This is a genomic window from Martelella sp. AD-3, assembly GCF_001578105.1.
In the GTDB taxonomy this organism is placed as follows: Bacteria; Pseudomonadota; Alphaproteobacteria; order Rhizobiales; family Rhizobiaceae; genus Martelella.
Map to the genome: position 1 here is coordinate 305,817 of NZ_CP014275.1, position 19,075 is coordinate 324,891.

At 62.4% G+C, this 19,075-nt stretch carries 20 protein-coding genes; 9 read left to right on the forward strand and 11 right to left on the reverse strand.

Annotated elements, in window-relative coordinates:
• Positions 1-85: 85 nt before the first annotated feature.
• Entirely contained in the window at positions 86-856 is a 771-nt protein-coding gene (gene gloB, locus AZF01_RS01430; protein ID WP_024707791.1) for a hydroxyacylglutathione hydrolase, read from the forward strand.
• An 11-nt stretch (positions 857-867) separates the two neighbouring features.
• Positions 868-1,293 carry a cupin domain-containing protein gene (locus tag AZF01_RS01435; protein WP_024707792.1) on the forward strand — a complete coding sequence of 142 codons (426 nt, stop codon included), beginning with the start codon at positions 868-870 and terminating at the stop codon, positions 1,291-1,293.
• 4 nt (positions 1,294-1,297) lie between these two features.
• Here the strand turns inward: AZF01_RS01435 and AZF01_RS01440 are convergent, their stop codons facing one another.
• Complete coding sequence (locus AZF01_RS01440; RefSeq protein WP_024707793.1) at positions 1,298-2,164, reverse strand: DMT family transporter; 867 nt, start codon at positions 2,162-2,164, stop codon at positions 1,298-1,300.
• Positions 2,165-2,183: 19 nt separating this feature from the next.
• Entirely contained in the window at positions 2,184-2,924 is a 741-nt protein-coding gene (locus AZF01_RS01445; RefSeq protein WP_024707794.1) for a DUF3108 domain-containing protein, read from the reverse strand.
• 269 nt (positions 2,925-3,193) lie between these two features.
• On the opposite strand from AZF01_RS01445, the gene rpmB reads away from it, so the two are divergent.
• Positions 3,194-3,490: a 50S ribosomal protein L28 gene (rpmB, locus tag AZF01_RS01450; RefSeq protein ID WP_024707795.1), complete on the forward strand. Its 297-nt coding sequence runs from the start codon at positions 3,194-3,196 to the stop codon at positions 3,488-3,490.
• A 95-nt stretch (positions 3,491-3,585) separates the two neighbouring features.
• Positions 3,586-4,221 carry a VUT family protein gene (locus AZF01_RS01455; protein WP_024707796.1) on the forward strand — a complete coding sequence of 212 codons (636 nt, stop codon included), beginning with the start codon at positions 3,586-3,588 and terminating at the stop codon, positions 4,219-4,221.
• A gap of 112 nt (positions 4,222-4,333) precedes the next feature.
• Here the strand turns inward: AZF01_RS01455 and AZF01_RS01460 are convergent, their stop codons facing one another.
• Positions 4,334-5,776, reverse strand: a complete 1,443-nt coding sequence (locus AZF01_RS01460; RefSeq protein WP_024707797.1) for a mannitol dehydrogenase family protein — start codon at positions 5,774-5,776, stop codon at positions 4,334-4,336.
• A gap of 182 nt (positions 5,777-5,958) precedes the next feature.
• Here AZF01_RS01460 and amyA point away from each other — a divergent pair, with 182 nt between their 5' ends.
• Positions 5,959-7,446: an alpha-amylase gene (gene amyA / locus AZF01_RS01465; protein WP_024707798.1), complete on the forward strand. Its 1,488-nt coding sequence runs from the start codon at positions 5,959-5,961 to the stop codon at positions 7,444-7,446.
• A gap of 3 nt (positions 7,447-7,449) precedes the next feature.
• Here the strand turns inward: amyA and AZF01_RS01470 are convergent, their stop codons facing one another.
• Positions 7,450-7,992, reverse strand: coding sequence for a VOC family protein (locus AZF01_RS01470; RefSeq protein ID WP_024707799.1), 543 nt, complete (start codon positions 7,990-7,992; stop codon positions 7,450-7,452).
• Between the two features lie 100 nt (positions 7,993-8,092).
• Between AZF01_RS01470 and AZF01_RS01475 the strand changes: the two genes are divergently transcribed.
• A complete protein-coding gene (locus tag AZF01_RS01475; protein ID WP_161633023.1) occupies positions 8,093-8,773 on the forward strand; it encodes a TetR/AcrR family transcriptional regulator in 681 nt (226 codons plus the stop codon).
• Here the strand turns inward: AZF01_RS01475 and AZF01_RS01480 are convergent.
• The 4 genes from AZF01_RS01480 to AZF01_RS01495 all read right to left on the reverse strand — a co-directional run bounded on the left by AZF01_RS01480 (position 8,757) and on the right by AZF01_RS01495 (position 13,331).
• Entirely contained in the window at positions 8,757-9,719 is a 963-nt protein-coding gene (locus AZF01_RS01480) for an esterase-like activity of phytase family protein (RefSeq protein ID WP_024707801.1), read from the reverse strand. The genes AZF01_RS01475 and AZF01_RS01480 overlap by 17 nt on opposite strands.
• On the reverse strand, positions 9,716-11,617 hold the full coding sequence (cobT, locus tag AZF01_RS01485; RefSeq protein WP_024707802.1) for a cobaltochelatase subunit CobT: 1,902 nt from the start codon (positions 11,615-11,617) through the stop codon (positions 9,716-9,718). The genes AZF01_RS01480 and cobT overlap by 4 nt, the downstream gene beginning before the upstream one ends.
• 10 nt (positions 11,618-11,627) lie before the next feature.
• A complete protein-coding gene (cobS, locus tag AZF01_RS01490; protein ID WP_024707803.1) occupies positions 11,628-12,620 on the reverse strand; it encodes a cobaltochelatase subunit CobS in 993 nt (330 codons plus the stop codon).
• 72 nt (positions 12,621-12,692) lie between these two features.
• Positions 12,693-13,331 (reverse strand): J domain-containing protein, encoded by a 639-nt coding sequence (locus AZF01_RS01495; RefSeq protein ID WP_024707804.1) that lies wholly within the window; start codon positions 13,329-13,331, stop codon positions 12,693-12,695.
• A 119-nt stretch (positions 13,332-13,450) separates the two neighbouring features.
• Between AZF01_RS01495 and AZF01_RS01500 the strand changes: the two genes are divergently transcribed.
• Entirely contained in the window at positions 13,451-13,732 is a 282-nt protein-coding gene (locus AZF01_RS01500; protein WP_024707805.1) for a BolA family transcriptional regulator, read from the forward strand.
• 249 nt (positions 13,733-13,981) lie between these two features.
• On the opposite strand, the gene AZF01_RS01505 is transcribed toward AZF01_RS01500, so the two are convergent.
• Genes AZF01_RS01505 through AZF01_RS01515 form a run of 3 tightly spaced genes read right to left on the reverse strand, consistent with a single transcriptional unit; the run spans position 13,982 to position 17,005 of the window.
• Positions 13,982-15,295, reverse strand: a complete 1,314-nt coding sequence (locus AZF01_RS01505; RefSeq protein ID WP_024707806.1) for an HlyC/CorC family transporter — start codon at positions 15,293-15,295, stop codon at positions 13,982-13,984.
• Entirely contained in the window at positions 15,292-16,422 is a 1,131-nt protein-coding gene (aroB, locus tag AZF01_RS01510) for a 3-dehydroquinate synthase (RefSeq protein ID WP_024707807.1), read from the reverse strand. Before aroB ends, AZF01_RS01505 begins: the two co-directional genes overlap by 4 nt.
• On the reverse strand, positions 16,412-17,005 hold the full coding sequence (locus AZF01_RS01515; RefSeq protein WP_024707808.1) for a shikimate kinase: 594 nt from the start codon (positions 17,003-17,005) through the stop codon (positions 16,412-16,414). The genes aroB and AZF01_RS01515 overlap by 11 nt, the downstream gene beginning before the upstream one ends.
• A 94-nt stretch (positions 17,006-17,099) precedes the next feature.
• On the opposite strand from AZF01_RS01515, the gene AZF01_RS01520 reads away from it, so the two are divergent.
• The gene (locus AZF01_RS01520; protein WP_024707809.1) at positions 17,100-18,044 is read left to right on the forward strand and encodes a site-specific tyrosine recombinase XerD; all 945 of its coding nucleotides are present in this window, start codon (positions 17,100-17,102) and stop codon (positions 18,042-18,044) included.
• Between the two features lie 75 nt (positions 18,045-18,119).
• Entirely contained in the window at positions 18,120-19,073 is a 954-nt protein-coding gene (locus AZF01_RS01525; RefSeq protein ID WP_024707810.1) for an acetyl-CoA carboxylase carboxyltransferase subunit alpha, read from the forward strand.
• Positions 19,074-19,075: the final 2 nt, after the last annotated feature.

The window sequence follows — 19,075 nt, forward strand, 5'->3', positions numbered from 1 at the left end:
AGCGAAGTTCAGACGGCCCCGGTTGGACTTGAGATCGCACAGTACTACATTGAAGGCGACTGGGTAAGCAATCGCGAGGCTTGAGATGACTTCACTTCAAATCGCCGTCTTCATGTGCCGTTCGGACAATTACGGAGTTCTGGTCCATGATCCGGAAACCAAGAAGACGCTCAGCATCGATGCGCCCGATGGCGAGGCGGTGATCGCGGAAGCCGAAAAACGCGGCTGGGTGATTACCGACGTCTTTGCCACCCATCATCACAAGGACCATGTCGAGGGCAACCTGCCGCTGAAAGAGCGTTACGACTGCCGGATCGTCGGGCCGGTCGAGGAGGCGGTGGTGATCCCCGGCCTTGACCTTGCCGTCGGCGAGGGCGACGAACTGGATTTTGCCGGCCACAAGGTCGACGTTATCGAGACGCCCGGCCATACGGCGGGGCATGTCTGCTACCATTTCGTCGATGACGGCCTGCTCTTTGCCGCCGACACGCTGTTTGCCATGGGCTGCGGCCGTCTGTTCGAACGGCCCGCCTCCGACATGTGGCCGTCGCTGAAAAAGCTTCTGGCGCTGCCGGACGAGACGGAAGTCTATTTCGGCCACGAATACACGCTCGCCAATGCCAAGTTCGCGCTCTCGGTCGATCCGGACAATCAGGTGCTGAAGGAGCGCGCCGAGGCGGTGGCCGCGCTGCGCGACGCCGGCGATTTCACCATTCCGACGACGATCGGGCTTGAGAAGAAGACCAATCCCTTCCTGCGGGTGACCGATCCCGCGATCCGGGCGAAGCTCGGCATGGCGGAGGCGAGGGACGACGAGGTTCTCGGCGAAATCCGCCGGCTGAAGGACAATTTCTGATGGCGGGCGCGATCACGGCCGAAGCGATCATCGATGCGCTCGGCATGCAGCCTCATCCCGAAGGCGGCTGGTTTGCGGAAACGTTTCGCGATGCCGCCGGCGAACCGGGGCGCGGCGCTTCGACGCTGATCTATTTTCTGCTGAAGGCGGGCGAGCGCTCGCACTGGCACCGGCTGCTGACGACCGTCGAGGTCTGGCACTATTATGCCGGCGCGCCGCTGAAGCTGATGGTCTCGCCAGACGGGAGGATGTGCGAGACGATGACGCTCGGCCCGGACATCATCGCCGGCGAGCGTCCGCAGGGCGTCATTCCCGCAGGGCACTGGCAGGCGGCGGAAAGCACGGGCGACTTCACGCTGGTGGGCTGCACCGTCGCCCCCGGCTTCATCTTCGATGATTTCGAACTTGCTGCCCCGGACTGGGCGCCTTCCGGCTGACGTCTCAACCCTTCTTCCGCATGATCATGTCGCGCGCGGCGAGAACCGCGCCGCCGGTGATCAGCAGGCAGGCGACGATCACGCGCCATCCCGGCTCGCCGAAGCGGGCGACGAGGAGCACGATGGTTGACAGCAGCGGCGCTGCGTAGCTTGCTGCACCCAGGACCTGAATATTGCCCTTCTTCACCCCGTAGTCCCAGGCATAAAAGGCGATGCCGACCGGAAACAGGCCGAGTCCGATGACCGCGAGCCACTCGCTCGCCGTTTGCGGCCAGACGGTCGTTTCAAGCAGGAGATGGCAGAAAAGCGACAGCGCCGAGGTCGCGAGGCAGAAGCCGGTCACCACATCGGTCGAGACCTTGGAGAAGGAGCGCGAGACCAGCGAATAGCCCGACCAGGTGAAGGCGCAGAGGAAGGCGGCGATATAGCCGAGCGCATATTCGCCGCTGATCGTCAGCCCGCCGCCACGCGTGATCAGCAACGCCGTCCCGGCAAAGCCGGCTATCGCGCCTGCGATGTGATGGGCCTTCAGCTTTTCGCCCGGCAGCAGCGCCGAACCGACAACGATCAGGAGCGGCCAGAGATAGGCGATCAGACCCGCATCGACGGCGGGCGCGTTGCGCAGCGCGGTGAAATAGAGGAAGTGGTAGCCGAAGAGGCCGGCAATGCCGGCGATCCACACCTTTGCCGGCTGGCGCAGCGCTCTGCGGCGTTCCGGCCGGGCGATCAGCACCGCAATGCCGGGCAGGCTCGCGATGAGAAAGGCGATGGCCGAAAGCTGGAACGGCGGCACATCGCCGGAGGCGGCCGTGAACAGGGCCAGAAACGACCACATGATGACGGCCGAAAAGCCGATCAGGGTTGCGCGCATTTGAAATGAAATCCTGGTGTCAGACGCCGAATTTCGAGGCGTAGATCGTCAGCTTGCCGATCTTCAGCGGGATCTGGGCCGTGACCGGGGCATAGACGTTCAGCTCCTCGTTGAAAGCGAACCAGACGACGAGCTCGCGGGTATTGGCGAGATATTCGATGTCGTCATCCTTGCGCTCATAGCCCGCGATCGGGCGGAAGCGGATCGCACAGCCGACGGCCCGGCCGGAAAAGCCCTTGGTGGAGAACGGTTTCGTGCCCGCGGGCGCCAGTTCCAGGTTCAGCCGCGTCTCGCCGTCGAAGATGGCGATCTTGTCCTGACAGGGATTTGGTGACGGCGGCAGAAGCAGCGCCGAGATCGGGTCGATGACCCCGCGCAGATGTCTCGCCGTGACGTCAACCCAATCGTCGCCGCGCGGGCCCGGGTCAGGTTCGATCGTCGAAGAGACGACGCGCTTGCGGGCGAATTCCGCGCCGTAGTCGCGGGCGTAATCGCCATCGCGGTAGCTCAGCTCGAATTCACGCGTTTCCGGGCGACCGTCCTTCCAGTCGCCCCTGGCATCGACCTTGACCGCGATCGAGGTGAAGAGATTGCCTATACCCGCCGCCTTGATATCGGCGTTGATCCGGTAATCTCCGTCATTGACCGTGGTGTTGAACACTGCATCGGCGATCTTGATGCCGGAGAAGGCGATGGTATAGACGGTCTGCTGCTTGATGTCCTCGGCCCTGGCCGCGGCCGACGCAAAAAGAAAAACCATAGCGATTACAGTCTGATAAATGACGGTTTTTCTCATGTCGCTCTCTCGCACCTGTGATATGGTCGTTCCTGCTCACCTGTTTATGTCTCAGGCGGGCTAAAAAAAACAGCGGTAAATTTCCGCGTCCCCGTGAAAAACCGGCATCTCGCCTTGACCTTTGCGTGCCGCGCGATTATAGAACCGCAACTTTCCAATTAGCCGCCAATTGGATCGCGGGACTAGGCCGTCCCGTTGTAAGCCGTTGGCTGAAGACGAGTATAGGTGAAATCATGTCCCGCATGTGTGAATTGACTGGCAAGGGCGTGCTGTCCGGCAACAATGTCAGCCATGCCAACAACAAGACCCGCCGCAAGTTCCTGCCGAACCTGTGCCGCGTGACGCTGATGTCCGAAGCCACCGGCCAGAGCTACCGCCTGCGCGTTTCCGCTGCGGCGCTGCGCTCGGTTGAGCATCGTGGCGGCCTCGACGCATTCCTGATCAAGTCCGGCGAGGGCGAGCTTTCGCCCCGCGCCCGCCTGATCCGCAAGGAAATCATCAAGAAGACGGCTGAGCAGGCCGCCGCCTGATCAACGGGCAGTTTTGAAACTGGAAAGCCTTGCTGCCCGGCAGTAAGGCTTTCTTTATTTGTCCTCCAACTGGTGGCATCACCCAGGATAAAAAAATGCGACAGTCGCAATCCGTCATTATCTACAGCCTGCTGATGGCAGGCGTCGTCCTCGCCTCCAACATTCTGGTCCAGTATCCCGTCAAGGGCACGGTCTACGGCATCTCGCTTGCCGACCTTCTGACCTGGGGCGCTTTCACCTATCCGCTTGCCTTTCTGGTCAACGACCTGACCAACCGCCAGTTCGGCCCGGCCGCCGCGCGCAAGGTGGTGGTTGCCGGCTTCGTCGTCGGCGTCGCCTTTTCCTTCTACGCCTCGGTGCCGCGGATCGCGATCGCCTCGGGCACGGCATTTCTGGTCGGCCAGTTTCTTGACATCACGCTGTTCAATCGCCTGCGTCGACAGACCTGGTGGAAAGCGCCGCTTGTCGGCTCGCTGTTCGGCTCTGTTCTCGATACCGTCCTGTTCTTCTCCATCAGCTTTGCCGCCGTCTTTGCCTTCATCGGCGCCAATGACGAATTCGCCCTCGGCGTCGCGCCGCTCTTCGGCATTTTCCCGTTCGTGGACGTGCCGCGCTGGGTGTCCTGGGCGCTGGGCGACCTCTCGGTCAAGCTGGTCTTCAGCCTCGTCATGCTGTTGCCCTATGGCGCGCTGATGACCTGGCTGCGGCCGATGCGTCCGGCGAATGCCTGATTGGTGCCGGTGTCCCTGACAGGACTTTCAGCGGCAGCGCAGCGAAAAAATCTCCCCCTCAAGGGGGGAGATCGACAGACATACATCTAGTCCCTGCGAAGACGAGAAATTCTCAAGCCTTCAGCACCGCCTCGACCGCCGCGCGCGGGCCTTTTTCCACGATATAGCGGTAGGCGCCGGTAATGGCCGAGCGGAATGCCGGCTCGCGGCGCAGGTCTTCCTCGAAGATCGATTCGTTTGAGAGAATGCGATCGACAAGCTGGTCGCCGTCATAAGCCGTTGCTTCTGCCAGAAGCTCTTCGGCAAGCGGATCCGTCAGCTTGCCATCCTCATCCGCCGTCACCTTGACGAAGCGGATCCAGCCGGCGACCGCGAGCGCCAGAAGCGGCCAGGGGTGGTTGTTCCCGATGTTGATCTCGATGCCGTGCAGAAGGCGCTGCGGCAGTTTCTGGCTCGTATCCCAGGCGATCTGCGAGGTCCGGTGCTTCAGCTTCGGATTGGCGAAGCGCTCGATCAGCGCATCGGCGTAGTCCTCGAAGCTGACGCCCTCGATCTCCGGCAGCGTCGGACGCTGCTCGTCCATCATGATCTGGCGCGAGGCCCTGCGGAACACGTCGTCCTCCATGCAGGCGGAGACGGTTTCGAGACCGGAAAGGCTGCCGAGCATGGCAAGGAAGGTATGCGCGCCATTGAGCATCCTGAGCTTCATCATCTCGAACGGGCGCACGTCATCGGTCATCATCGCGCCGCCTTCGGCAAAGGGCGGGCGGGCGGTGGCGAAATCATCCTCGATCACCCACTGGCGGAAGGGTTCGCAGACAATGCCGTTCTCGTCTTCCTTGCCGTCATTGAGCGAGCGAAGGACGCCGCGACCGTAATCGTCGAGCGCGGGAACCACGCGGTCGACCATGGTGGAGGGGAAGGAGACGTTGGCATCGATCCAGTCGGCCAGCTTTCCGTCGCGCTGGTGGGCGAAGGAGAGCACGGCGGCACGGGCGAGCTTGCCATTGTCCGGCTGGTTGTCGCAGGAAAGCACGGTCAATCCATTGCGGCCTGCTTTCCGGCGGCGGTCCAGGCCCTCGACGATGACGCCGATCGCCGTGCCCGGTTCTTCCGGATGCGCGAGATCGGCGATGATCCCCTTGTTTTCCAGATCCAGATGGCCGTTGCGGACGCAATAGCCCTTTTCGGTAATCGTCAGGCTGATGACGGCCATGGGTTCGGACGCGATCAGCTCGAGAAGCGCGTCGATGCCGTCGCGCTTGGGATGGCAGGTGCCGACCACCACGCCGATCTTGCGCGCGGTCACGGTTTCGGCATCCATCTCGGCGATCAGGTAGTCATGGCCGGCCTCGTCCAGCGCCGACAGTTCTTCCGCACCGGAATTCAGGCGCACGGCGACGACGCCGAAATCGCCGCCCGCCTTGTTCATGCCTTCCTGCAGGTAGACCATCGGATGGGCGCGAGCGAATCCGCCGAAGCCGATATGCAGGATGCGCGGGCGAAGCTCATCCTTGGCAAATTCCGGATTGGCGCGGATGATGGTCTCTTGCATGGGGTCTTCCTTCTGGTCGCCGTCATGGGGAGGATATCGGCGCGGTGGGTGACAGCCGTCAAGTCTTGTTTGCATAATTCGGCGGCAGGCGCAAAGATCGCCGCTGCCCGGAAACCGCTCGGCGCGGAACTTTCACAATCGCCGCCCGTTTAAGGTCGGCTCACCCAAACCGCGAGGACAGCATGGCCGGACGCGTACTGCTTCAGTTCTTTCACTGGTATTATCCATCGGGCGGGACGCTCTGGGACGAGGTGGCGGAAAAGGCGGAGGAACTGGCCGGCATGGGCGTCACCGATGTCTGGCTGCCGCCCGCATGCAAAGGCGCCGCCGGCGGCTACTCCGTCGGCTACGACACCTATGATCTCTTCGATCTCGGCGAATTCGATCAGAAGGGCACGGTTGCCACCAAATACGGCGACCGCGGTGCTCTTGAAAACGCCTGCCACACGCTTGCCGGCCACGGCATCGGCGTCATCCACGATGTTGTCTTCAACCACAAGCTGGGGGCGGACGAGAAGGAAAGAGTGCGGGTCCGGCGCACCGATCCGCAGGACCGAACGAAGATCGAGGACGAGGCCTTCGAGGCGCTCGCCTATACCCGCTTCACCTTCCCGGGCCGGAACGGCGCCCATTCCGAATTCGTCTGGACCCACAAATGCTTCACCGGCGTCGATTATATCGAGGAGCCGGAGGAAACCGGCGTTTTCCGTCTTGTCAATGAATATGGCGAGGGGGAGTGGCACGACGAGGTGGATCAGGAACTCGGCAATTACGACTATCTGATCGGCGCTGATGTGGAATTCCGCAACAATGCCGTTTTCGAGGAACTGAAATACTGGGGGCGATGGTTCTGCGAGCAGGTGCCGGTTGCCGGCTTTCGTCTGGACGCCGCCAAGCATATTCCGGCCTGGTTCTTCCGCGACTGGATCGCCCATATGCGCCAGAATGTGAAGGAGGACCTGTTTGTCGTTGCCGAATACTGGCATCCGGAAATCGACGCGCTGAAAGCCTATCTTGATCTGGTCGACCGGCAGTTGATGCTGTTCGATGTCGGGCTGCATTACCGCTTCCACGAGGCCTCGGTCGCGGGCGGCGACTTCGACATGCGCACGATTTTCGACGGCACGCTGGCGGCAGAGGTGCCGGACCATGCCGTGACGCTCGTTGAAAACCACGATACCCAGCCTCTGCAATCACTGGAGGCCGCCGTCGAACCCTGGTTCAAGCCGCTTGCCTATGCGCTGATCCTGATGCGCGAACAGGGTGTGCCGAGCGTCTTCTATGCCGATCTTTACGGCGCTCAGTATCGCGACAAGGGGTCGGACGGCGAGGAGTACGATATCGACATGCCGAGGATCGAATGCCTGCCGAACCTGATAGAGGCGCGCAAGCGCTTTGCCAATGGTGCGGAGACCATCGTTTTCGATGACGCCGATTGTGTGGCGGTCATTCGCGAAGGGACCGGCAACGCGCCCGGTTCCGTAACGGTTCTGACCAATGGCGAGGAAACAGCTAAGGACGTTGCGCTCGGCGAAGCCCATGCCAATGCGCGCTTCCGCGATTTTCTCGGCCACCGGGAAGACACCGTGACCACGGATGACAAGGGCCGAGCGTCCTTCCCGGTCAATGCGGGCAGCGTCTGCGTCTGGGTGCGCGAGGACAGTCTGTGAGCTTTACCCGCGCGGCAGGTTGCGGAAAGCCTTCTTCGCGGGCGATCCATTCCAGTCGGGATGCTGCATCTCCGCCTCTTTCCAGGCGCGCATGCTGCGCCGGTAGGCTGCGGGGGAGGCGATCCTGGGAATATGCGCAAGCTCCCAGTGGATGCCGTTGATCGGATCGTCGAAAAAGACGCCGTAATAGCCGGGCGCATAGACCGGATATTCGGCTGGCGTCTCGGTGACGGGGACAGAATTCCGGACGAGAAACTCCTTGTGGAAGCGGTCGACCTCGCGCCGGCTTTTCGCCCAGAGCGCGATGTGGTGGATGCCCGTGGCGCGTGCTTCGTGGTCGAGCTTGCCGCCGGTCTTCGCCGGCTGGATGCCGATATAGCTGTGGGGGAAGGGGAAGCGCGCCATGTAATAGGTCGAGCGATAGCCGATATCCATGGTCCAGAAACTCTTGTAGCCGAGCCAGCCGAACATCCTGTCGTAGAAGGCGACCGACTTTTCGTATTCGATCACCGAGAATTCCACATGATTGACACCGCGCCAGCGCATCGGCCATCTCCTTTTTCAGTTCGGCGGTGGAAGGCCCTTCGAATAATGATTACTGTGTCTTTTAGACCGATGGTCTAAAATCGTCAACGGAGGCATGAAAATGGCATCGCGCAAAAACGAGAAGCCGATGGCGGAAGGAACTTCGGCGTTGGAGCGGCTGGAGACGCTGGCGCCTGAACGTCGCGAGAGACTGCTCGCTGCGGCGACGGCGGCCTTCGCCCGACACGGCCTGGCCGGCGCTTCGCTCAACGCCATCCTGAAGGATTCGGGCATGAGCAAGGGGCAAGCCTATTATTATGTCCGCGACAAGGCCGACCTTTATTGCGCGGTGATTGAACGCGCGCTTGACCGTCTTTCCGGACAGATCGACTTCTCGCAGGTTGCCGAGGCGGGAGACCGGGCTGGTTTCTGGAATGCGCTCAGGGCTGCGTTTGAGCAATTGGGCGCGCTTTTGATCGCCGAACCCGCAACGGCCTCGCTTGGGCGAACGATGTATGAGGGACCGGAGACCGAGAAGGCCCTGGAAGCGCCGCTCGGCCGCCTGAGGGCCGGGGCCGCTATGTTGGCGGAACACGGCCAGAGGCTGGGCGCGATCCGGACCGACCTGCCGCTGAGCCTCATCGTGGACATGTTGTTTGCCGCCGCTCGGGCTCTCGACCGCTGGTTCGCGGAAAACTGGTCCGAGCTCGCCCCGCAAGACGCGCAGCGCATCAACCTTCAGGGGCTCGCCATGCTTCAGGCCATGGTCGCGCCGCAGGACGGCTTCAATCCGCCAGCCTGAATTCCAGCATCAGCGTATTCTGCAGCGGGGAATTGTTGTCATCGGAAACGATGATCACATGGTGCGCGCCGTCATCCGCGCGGATGACATCCATGCCCTCCATATTGTCGATCCGGTGCGTGCCGCCATAGGCCTGCATGATCACCGGACCGTCCACGGTGGCGCCCGGCCGGATCGCTTCTCCGGCAAAGCGCCGAATTCGCATGGCCACGCCGGCAAGCAGGGAAAAACGCCGCTCCAGCACCAGAAGGTCGCCATCCGGCAGAAAGGCCGCGTCGGTAACGTCATAACCCTCGCGTTTCACGACCTTGAAAATGCCTTTCTGCTGCCCGCGAACAATGGCGGCGAAGAGATTGCCGTGCGTGTCGATGCTTTTCTCCGCAATCGCCACCATGCGGCCGGCATCGTCAGTCGCGAGCGCCTCGAAACTGCCATTGCGCCGTAGCTCATAGGGCGGGATCAGGAAATCCGGTCCCGGCGCGGCATTCGCCTGCGCATGGCCGGCAAGCGGATAGCTGTCGATGCGGTGGCGCCCCTCGAAGCCCACATAGATGCGGTTGCCCGCAATGGCGAGGCTTTCGGCATCCATGCCGCTCTTGCCGGCGTGCACGCCCTTCGCATTCTTCATCGGCGTGACAGTGACATCGGCAAGCCCGGAAAGCCGGCCGGACGCATCGCGCGTCACCCGTCCGTCGATCCATTCGCCGGTATCGGCCACGGCGATGAAGCGCTTGCCGTCGGGCAGGAAGCGGATTGCGGAAAGCGACTGGAAATCGGGATCGGGCGAGGTCAGCGTCAGCCCGCCGATGAATGCGAGACGGCCGAAACGATCCGTGTCCTTTTCGGGAGCGAATTTCTCGATCGGCACGGCGTCGACGGGGACGGCGGCCGCAACGGCCGGCGTCGCGACCAGCGCGAGCGCCAGACAAGCGAAGGCGGCTCTCATCTGGCGCGTCTTCTGCCCTGGGAAATGCCGGCGGCCTGTTCCTCGAACAGCCCGGCAAGCTGGTCGGTCATGGCGCCGGCCAGTTCGTCGGCGTCGACGATGGTCACGGCCCGACGATAGTAGCGCGTCACGTCATGGCCGATGCCGATCGCCAGAAGCTCGACCGGCGATCGGGTCTCGATATGCTCGATCACCGCGCGCAGGTGCTTTTCGAGAAAATTGCCGGGGTTGACCGAAAGCGTGGAATCATCCACCGGCGCGCCGTCGGAAATCATCATCAGGATGCGGCGTTGTTCCGGCCGGCCCATCAGCCGGTCGTGGGCCCAGATCAGCGCCTCGCCGTCGATGTTTTCCTTCAGCAGGCCCTCGCGCATCATCAGGCCGAGATTGGCGCGCGAGCGCCGCCAGGGGCTGTCGGCGGATTTGTAGATGATGTGGCGCAGGTCGTTGAGGCGACCGGGCGTCGCCGGCTTGCCCTCCTCCAGCCATTTCTCGCGGCTTTGTCCGCCCTTCCAGGCCTTTGTCGTGAAGCCGAGGATCTCGACCTTGACGCCGCAGCGTTCCAGCGTGCGCGCCAGAATGTCGCCGCAGGTGGCCGCAACCGTGATCGGGCGGCCGCGCATCGAACCGGAATTGTCGATCAGCAGCGAAACCACCGTGTCGCGGAACTGGGTATCGCGCTCCATCTTGAAGGAAAGCGGCTGCATCGGGTCAATAACCATGCGCGGCAGGCGGGCGGTATCGAGGTAACCCTCCTCGAGATCGAAATCCCAGGAGCGGTTCTGCTTGGCCATCAGCCGGCGCTGCATGCGGTTGGCGAGCCTTCCGACGGCGCCCTGAAGATGGGCAAGCTGCTTGTCGAGATAGCCGCGCAGGCGCTGCAGCTCTTCCTGGTCGCAAAGCTCCTCGGCTCTGATCTCCTCGTCGAACTCTTCCGTGAAGACCTTGTAGTCGACCTTCTCGTTCAGGTCGTCGAAGGGGGTATTCGGGCGCTTGGTCTCGCCGGCGACCTCGCTATCTGGGTCGGCATCCTCGTCGAGCTCGGTATCGGCCACTTCCGCGCCGTCGAGTTCGCCCTGGTCCATCTCCTCGTCGCTGTCGTCGCTTTCGTCGGCAGGCGCCGAATCATTGCCGGCATCCTCGTCGAACTGCTCGTCATTCTGCCGTTCGGAACGCGGCTGCTCCTCGTCGGAGATGTTTTCCTCCTCGTTCTCGCTTTCCATGTCCTCGTCCGAATAGTCGTCGGCGAGTTCCATGGAGGAGAGGATCGAGCGGATCGTGCGGGCGAAGGCATGCTGGTCGTCGATTGTCTCGGCCAGCCTGTCGAGATCGACGGAGGCTTTCTGTTCGATGAAATCGCGCCAGAAGTCCAGCACCTGACCGGCCGATTCCGGCGGCTTTTCTCCCGAAAGCTTCTCGCGCACCAGCATCGCCACGGCCTCGGAGACCGGGGCGTCCTCCTTGCGGTCGATCGCGGCGAAATTGGCCTTGTCGTATTTTTCCGCATGCATGGCGGCAAGGTTCCGCGCCATGCCCGGCATGCGCTTGGCGCCGATCGAATCCACCCGCGCCTGTTCGACCGCGTCGAAGATCGCCTGGGCATCGCTGCCGCTCGGCGCCATCTGCGCATGGGTGACCGGATTGTGGCAGGCCATTCTAAGCGCCATGGAATCGCCAAGCCCGCGGACAACGGCAAGCTCGCTTGCCGTCGGACGCTTGGAGAATTCCGGCAGGCGGATCTGGCTGCCGCTCATGCCCGGCCGGTCGCGCGAGAAGACGACCTCGGCCTCCCGGTCGCCCGAAATCGCGCGCACGCAGCCGGAAACGGCGCGGTGCAGCGGTTCGAGATCCACAGGCGCGTGCGGGTTGGTCTTTCGATTGTCGCCGGGGCCGGCCATGGGTTTTTCCTCAGGCGCTGATGACGACGTTGGCGGCGCTTTCCTTCAGCTCCTCGCCGAAGGCGCGCTGATACTGCTCGGCGACCAGCGTGCGCTCGAGTTCGTCGCACTTGTTGAGGAAGGTGACGCGGAAGGCAAAGCCGACATCGCCGAAGATTTCCGCGTTCTCCGCCCAGTTGATCACGGTGCGCGGGCTCATGACGGTGGAAAGATCGCCATTGACGAAGGCCGAACGGGTGAGATCGGCGACGCGCACCATGTTGGAGATCGTCTCGCGACCTTCCTCGCTGGCGGCAAAGCTCTTCACCTTGGCGAGGATGATCGCGACTTCCTGTTCATGCGGCAGATAGTTGAGCGTGGTCACCAGCGACCAGCGGTCCATCTGCGCCTGGTTGATCTGCTGCGTGCCGTGATAGAGCCCGGTCGTATCGCCGAGGCCGACCGTGTTGGCGGTGGCAAACAGGCGGAAGGCCGGGTGGGGGCTGATGACGCGGCTCTGGTCGAGAAGGGTCAGGCGGCCGGAGCTTTCCAGCACGCGCTGGATCACGAACATCACGTCCGGGCGGCCGGCGTCGTATTCGTCGAAAACGAGCGCGACATTGTGCTGATAGGCCCAGGGCAGGATGCCGTCCTTGAATTCGGTGACCTGCAGGCCATCGCGCACGACGATCGCATCCTTGCCGACAAGGTCGATACGGCTGACATGGCTGTCGAGATTGACGCGCACGCACGGCCATTTCAGGCGCGCGGCGACCTGTTCGATATGGGTCGACTTGCCGGTGCCGTGATAGCCGGAGACCATGACGCGGCGGTTGTGGGCAAAGCCTGCGAGAATGGCGAGCGTGGTATCGCGATCGAAAAGGTAGTCGGGGTCGATGTCCGGCACGTAAGGGTCGTCCGCCGAATAGGCGGGAACGGTCAGGTCGACATCGATACCAAATGTTTCGCGAACCGAAACCGTCGTATCCGGTGCGTTGGAATAGTTCAGTTCAATCTTGCTCATCATGTCTCCAGCGCGGCCTTTCTCAAAAAGCGCCGCTCAAACGTCTGTGCTGCTCTTTCGGTCAAAAACGGTCTAGCAGAAGCCGGACTGCTTTAACAATTGGTATGCCTGCACCACGGCACGAAAAGTTTCCTCCGAGCCGCGGTCGCCGCCATTGGCGTCGGGATGGTGCTTCTTGACCAGAGCCTTGTACTGTTTCTTGATGTCGTCGGGCGTCGCCTCCGCGGTGAGGCCCAGCGTGTCGAAGGCTTTCGATTCCAGCGTTTTCAGCTTGCGCTGGTGGCGCGGCCGTCTGGGCGCGCCCTCCTTGCCGTCATCGACAAAGCCGAAGGGATCGCGCATGCGCGAAAATGACGCGGTGTTGCCGGCCTTTTTCGAGCCGTTGAGCGGCGTCTTGCGCGCCGCGCCGTTGACGCCGACGGTCCAGGTGGGACGATGGCCGGTCAGCGCTTCCTTCTGGTAGCGGGCGATCTCGCCGTCGGACAGGCCGTCGAAATAATTATAGCCCTTGTTGTAGGCCTTCACATGTTCGAAGCAGAACATGAAGAACTGCCCCTCGGCATTGCGGCCGACGGGTGCGCGGTGTTTTGCGGGCTTGTTGCAGCCGTCCCATTGGCAGACGGCGGCAGCGGCTTCGGACTCGGCCTTGGCAGATGCCGGGCGCTTGCGTTTGGTGCGCAGACGATCGAAATATTTGGAGTCAAGATTCATGGCGCTCGATTATGACCTTGTGATCCCGCCACAACAAGAATTGACAACGGGATTTCTTACTGGCTTCCTGAACCGTTAACGCGCTGGCGCGCGAAACAGGGACAGATCAGGAGCAGACAGTGTCGTCAACCGCCGAAATCGAAACCAGGCTGAAAAGCCTCTTCAACCCCGAACGGCTGGTGCTTATGGATGAAAGTGCCCAGCATGCCGGGCACTATGATGAGCCGGATGCCCCCGAAATCACCCATTTAAGGATTCGGATCGTCTCCGACAAGTTCGAAGGACTAAGCCGAGTGGCACGACATCGTGCCGTCAATGAGGCGCTTGCCGGCGAAATCGAAAACGGACTGCATGCACTCGCCATCGAAGCGGCCGCGCCGGGTGAGAAGACGCGCTGGTGATGGGACGTTTAGCAGGCCCTGACTGCCGACAAGCCAGCCCCATTCTCCGCCGTCATGCTCGGGCTTGTCCCGAGCATCTGATCACGTCAGCACGCGGCGGGCGTGTCGAATAGGTGTGACAATGCGTTGCGCGATGGTAACTCCGCTCGGATGGACAGGTGGATAGATCCTCGGGACAAGCCCGAGGATGACGTGGAGAGGGGCTAGAGGTTCGCCAACACGCTGAGGTGTTTAGCCATGCCCCAAACCTTATTCCGCCGGCGATGCGGCTGCCCCGCCAAGCGGACGGATCCTGAGCTTTGTAATCCGGTTCTTCTCGCGCTTCATCACGATGAAGCGCTTGCCGTAGAAGGTAAACGACTGGCGTTCTTCCGGGATCGTCTGGCTTTCATGGATAACGAGACCGGCGATTGTGGTCGCCTCCTCGTCCGGCAGCGTCCAGTCGAGCGCGCGGTTGAGATCGCGGATCGGAACCGTGCCGTCCACGACGATCGAGCCGTCGGCTTCCTGCTGCACGCCGGAAATCTCCAGATCGTGCTCGTCGGAAATGTCGCCGACGATTTCCTCCAGAATGTCTTCCAGCGTGACGATGCCCTGCACCTCGCCATATTCATCGACGACGACGGCGATATGCACCTTGCGGCGCAGAAAGGCGTTGAGCTGGTCCTTCAGATTGGTGCTATCGGGCACGAACCACGGCTTCTGCGCCACCTTGACGATGTCGATTGTCGAGGGCGCCGCATGCGGCTCGGCGAGCGCCCGCGACAGGTCCTTGGAATGAACGACGCCAATGATGTTGTCGATCGACCCGCGCCAGACGGGAAGCCGCGTATAGGGGCTTTCCAGCACGGTCTTGACCGCCGCTTCCGGCGGGTCGTCGGCATTGACCGCGCGCATGGCCGTGCGGTGGATCATCACGTCGGAAACTTCGAGTTCTCCAAGGTCGAGCACGCCGCCGAGCCGGTCGCGGTCGGCCTTGATCACGGAACCCTCGCGGTGCAACAGGTCGACGGCGCCGCGGATCTCGTCATGGGCGGTCAGCATTTCGGTGCCCTTGGTCAGCGTCACGCCGAAAACGCCGAGGATCGCACGCACGATCATGTTGACGAGGCTGGACAGCGGGCCGATGACGAAGAACAGAACGCGCACCAGCGGTGCAACGGCGAGCGCGAACCGGTCTGTCGCGGAAATCGCCCAGCTTTTCGGCAGAACCTCGGCGAAGACGACCAGAAGCGTGGTCATGATCAGCGTCGCATAGGCCACGCCGTTGGCACCGAAAATGCTGAGGAAAAGCGTTGTCGTCAGCGACGAGGCGAGAATGTTGACCAGGTTGTTGCCGATCAGAAGCGCGCCGATCAGGCGGTCGCGGCGGTTGATCATCACATTGACGAAGCCCGCCCGACGGTCGCCCTGCTGCTCAAGCGTGTGCATCCGCGCCCTGGAAACAGCCGTCAGAGCCGTCTCCGAGCCGGAAAAGAATGCCGAAACGACGATCAGCCCGACGATCGTGGCCATCAGTCCCCAGTATTCGGCGAAGAAATGCGATAGATCGCTCAACGTCATTGCGCTTGTTTTTCCGTCAGGAAAGCCAGCACCTCTGACGGCGGTACATCGTCGGCGATAAAGGCCTCGCCTATGCCGCGCGTCAGAATGAAGGTCAGTTTCCCGCCCTTTACCTTTTTGTCCTGCCCGATTGCATCCATCAATATATCGGGCGGCGGCAGCTCGCCGTCAATATCACCGAGCGCGGTGGGAAGCCCGGCATCCTTCAGATGCGCGGTCACCCGTTTGGCGTCGTCCGGGCTTGCCAGGTTCATGCGCGCGGAAAATTCGTGCGCCAGCACCATGCCGATGGCAACGCCCTCGCCATGGACAAGCCGGGCGCTGTCATAGCCGGTTGCCCGCTCCAGCGCATGGCCGAATGTATGACCGAGGTTCAACAGCGCGCGCACGCCGTTCTCATGTTCATCGGCGGCAACGACGGCGGCTTTTGCCGCGCAGGACCGCGCGATCGCCTCCGCCCGCTCCGCGCCGCCTGCGAAGACGGCCTTTCGGTTCTTTTCCAGCCAGTGGAAGAAATCGGGTTGGTCGATCAACCCGTATTTGACCACCTCGGCATAACCGGCTGCAAATTCGCGCGGCGAGAGCGTGTCGAGCGTATCGGTATCGGCGAGTACCAGATGCGGCTGGTGGAAGGCGCCGACGAGGTTCTTGCCCTGGCGGGTGTTGATGCCGGTCTTGCCGCCGACGGAGGAATCCACCTGCGCGAGAAGCGAGGTCGGAACCTGTATGAAATGCACGCCCCGGCGTACGATCGCCGCTGCAAAGCCCGCCAGATCCCCGATCACGCCGCCGCCGAGCGCGATCACGGCGTCCGAGCGCTCGATCCGGGCATCGAGGATGAAATCGACGGCGGTGTGGAGGTTTTCGAAGCTTTTGGTCTTCTCTCCCGCGGCAAGCGTGAGCGAGAAGGTTTCGATGCCGTCGGTCTGCAGGCTCTCGGTGAGCATGTCGAGATAGCGGGGCGCGACATGGGCGTCGGTGATGATGGCCGCCTTGCGGCAGTCAAGCCGGGCGAGCGTCTCGCCGCCGGCGCTTTGCAGCAGGCCGGATCCGATCAATATGTCGTAGGAGCGATCGCCAAGATCAACGCGAACGATCCGCTTGTCGGCAGTCTCTTTACTCTTCACGCGTATTTCCTCCGTCAAGGGCCGCCAGGGCCTTCAGCACGTCGCGCATCACCGTTTCCTTACGGACATTGCGCGAAAGAACGGTCATGTCCGCCTCGGCATAGACCGGATAGCGCTTGTCCATCAGGTCTTTCAGCGTCTGCTTCGGATTTTCGGTCTTCAGAAGCGGCCTTGTCTGGCGGCGTCGCACCCTGTCCCAAAGCGTCTCGAGGTCCGCCTTCAGCCACATCGAAAGGCCGGAACGGGAAATCAGTTCGCGGTTGTCGGGATTGATGAAGGCGCCGCCGCCGGTCGATACGATCGCCGGCCCCTCGGCAAGAATGCGTTCGATCACCCTAGTTTCCAGCGCGCGGAATTCCGGCTCGCCATATTGGGCGAAGAGGTCGGAAATCGTCATGCGCGCGGCCGCCTCGATTTCGTGGTCGGTGTCGACATAGGGCAGGCCGAGCGCATTGGCGACAAGCTTGCCGATCGCGCTCTTGCCCGCGCCCATCAGGCCGACGAGGATCAGGTTGCGGCCGGCAAGCCCGGCAAGCGCCCTGTCCCTCAGTCCCGTTTTGCCCGTATCTTGCTTTGCGTTCATATTGCGCCCATTCTTTTCAGTCACGTATCGGCAAATGCCGGAAGGGCGTCAAGCCGAGCGTCGAATATTTAGGGTTTCAACACGGATTACATCATTGGACCTTTCGGGCGCCCACATCGAAGCCTTCATCGAAATGCTGAGCGCCGAACGCGGCGCGGCCACCAACACGCTTGCCGCCTATCAGCGTGACCTCGACGATTTTCGCGATTTCCTGATCGATTGCGGCATTGCCGCCGACAACGCGACAAGCGCCGACATCACCGCCTATCTCTCGGCCCTCGGCAAACGCGGCTTCGCCGCAAGTTCCCAGTCGCGAAGGCTTTCGGCACTGCGCCAGTTCTACCGGTTTCTCTATGGCGAGGGCCTGCGCGCGGATGATCCGACGGGCGTGATCGATGCGCCGAAAAAGGCGCGTCCCTTGCCGAAGACGCTCTCGGTCAGGGATGTCGACAGGCTTCTGGAACGGGCGGCGCTTGAGGCCCGTGAGCCCGGGCCGGGGCAATTCGAGCGCATGCGTATGGCCGCCCTTCTGGAAACGCTTTATGCCAGCGGCATGCGGGTCTCCGAACTGGTCACGCTGCCGGCCGGCGCGCTGAAGCCCAGCCAGCGGTTCCTGACCATTCGCGGCAAGGGCAACAAGGAGCGCGCAGTGCCGCTCTCGGTGCGCGCCCACGCAGCGCTTATGGCCTTCGACGCCGAGCGCAAGGCGCGCGCGGACGAAACGGGCGATGACAATCCCCATCTTTTCGCCTCACGGAGTGCGAGCGGTCATCTGCCGCGTCAGGTCTTTGCCCGCGACCTCAAGGGGCTTGCGGCAAGGGCCGGTCTGAGGACCGCGACAATCTCCCCGCACGTGCTGCGCCACGCCTTCGCCAGCCATCTCCTGCAAAACGGCGCGGACCTGCGCGCGGTGCAGGAAATGCTCGGCCATTCCGATATATCGACCACGCAGATCTACACCCATGTGCTGGAAGAACGGTTGCGCGAACTGGTGGAAATGCATCACCCCCTTGCAAAACACGCTAAAAAACGGGAATAAGCGGCACTAAATTGAAAGAGAAAGCCTCAAGGGCGGCGGCCCGGGCGCGTCAGTTAACCCACGGAAAGTTCGACAATGTACAGCTATCTCGATTTCGAAAGGCCGATTTCCGATCTGGAAGCCAAGATTATCGAGTTGAAGAAGCTCGCTTCCGAAGGCGAGAGCATCGACACCTCCGAGGAGATCGCGCGTCTCGAAACCCGCGTCAGCGAGGCGATGAACGACATCTACGCAAAGCTTTCGCCCTGGCAGAAGGCGCAGGTTGCCCGCCATCCGCAGCGCCCGCATTTCGTCGACTATGCCAAGCGCCTGTTCACCGACTTCACCACGCTCGCCGGCGACCGTAATTTCGGCGAGGACGCCGCCATCCAGGCCGGTCTCGCGCGTTTTCGCGGACGCCCCGTCGCCGTCATCGGCGAGGAGAAGGGCCATGACACCAAAAGCCGGCTGAAGCACAATTTCGGCATGCCGCGTCCGGAAGGCTATCGCAAGGCGATCCGGGTGATGGAGCTTGCCGACCGGTTCAACCTGCCGGTCATTTCCGTGGTCGACACCCAGGGGGCTTATCCCGGCATCGGCGCCGAGGAGCGCGGCCAGGCCGAGGCGATCGCCCGTTCGACCCAGATGTGCCTGCGGATCGGCGTGCCGATGATCACGCTGGTGATTGGCGAGGGCATGTCCGGCGGCGCGATCGCCATTGCCGCCGCAAACCGCGTCTACATGCTGGAGCACGCGATTTATTCGGTAATCTCGCCCGAGGGGGCCGCCTCGATCCTGTGGCGCGATTCCGCCCGCGCCAAGGAAGCGGCGACGAACATGAAGATCACCGCACACGACCTCAAGGACTTCGGCGTGGTTGACGAGATCATTGCCGAGCCGGTGGGCGGCGCGCACCGCAACGCGGAAACGGTAATCGACGCCTCGGGCGACCAGATCGCCGAAGGGCTCGCAGAATTCGACGGCATGTCGGCGGATGAGGTCCGCAACGAGCGGCGGCAGAAGTTCCTCGCGATCGGACGCAATCTCTAGAC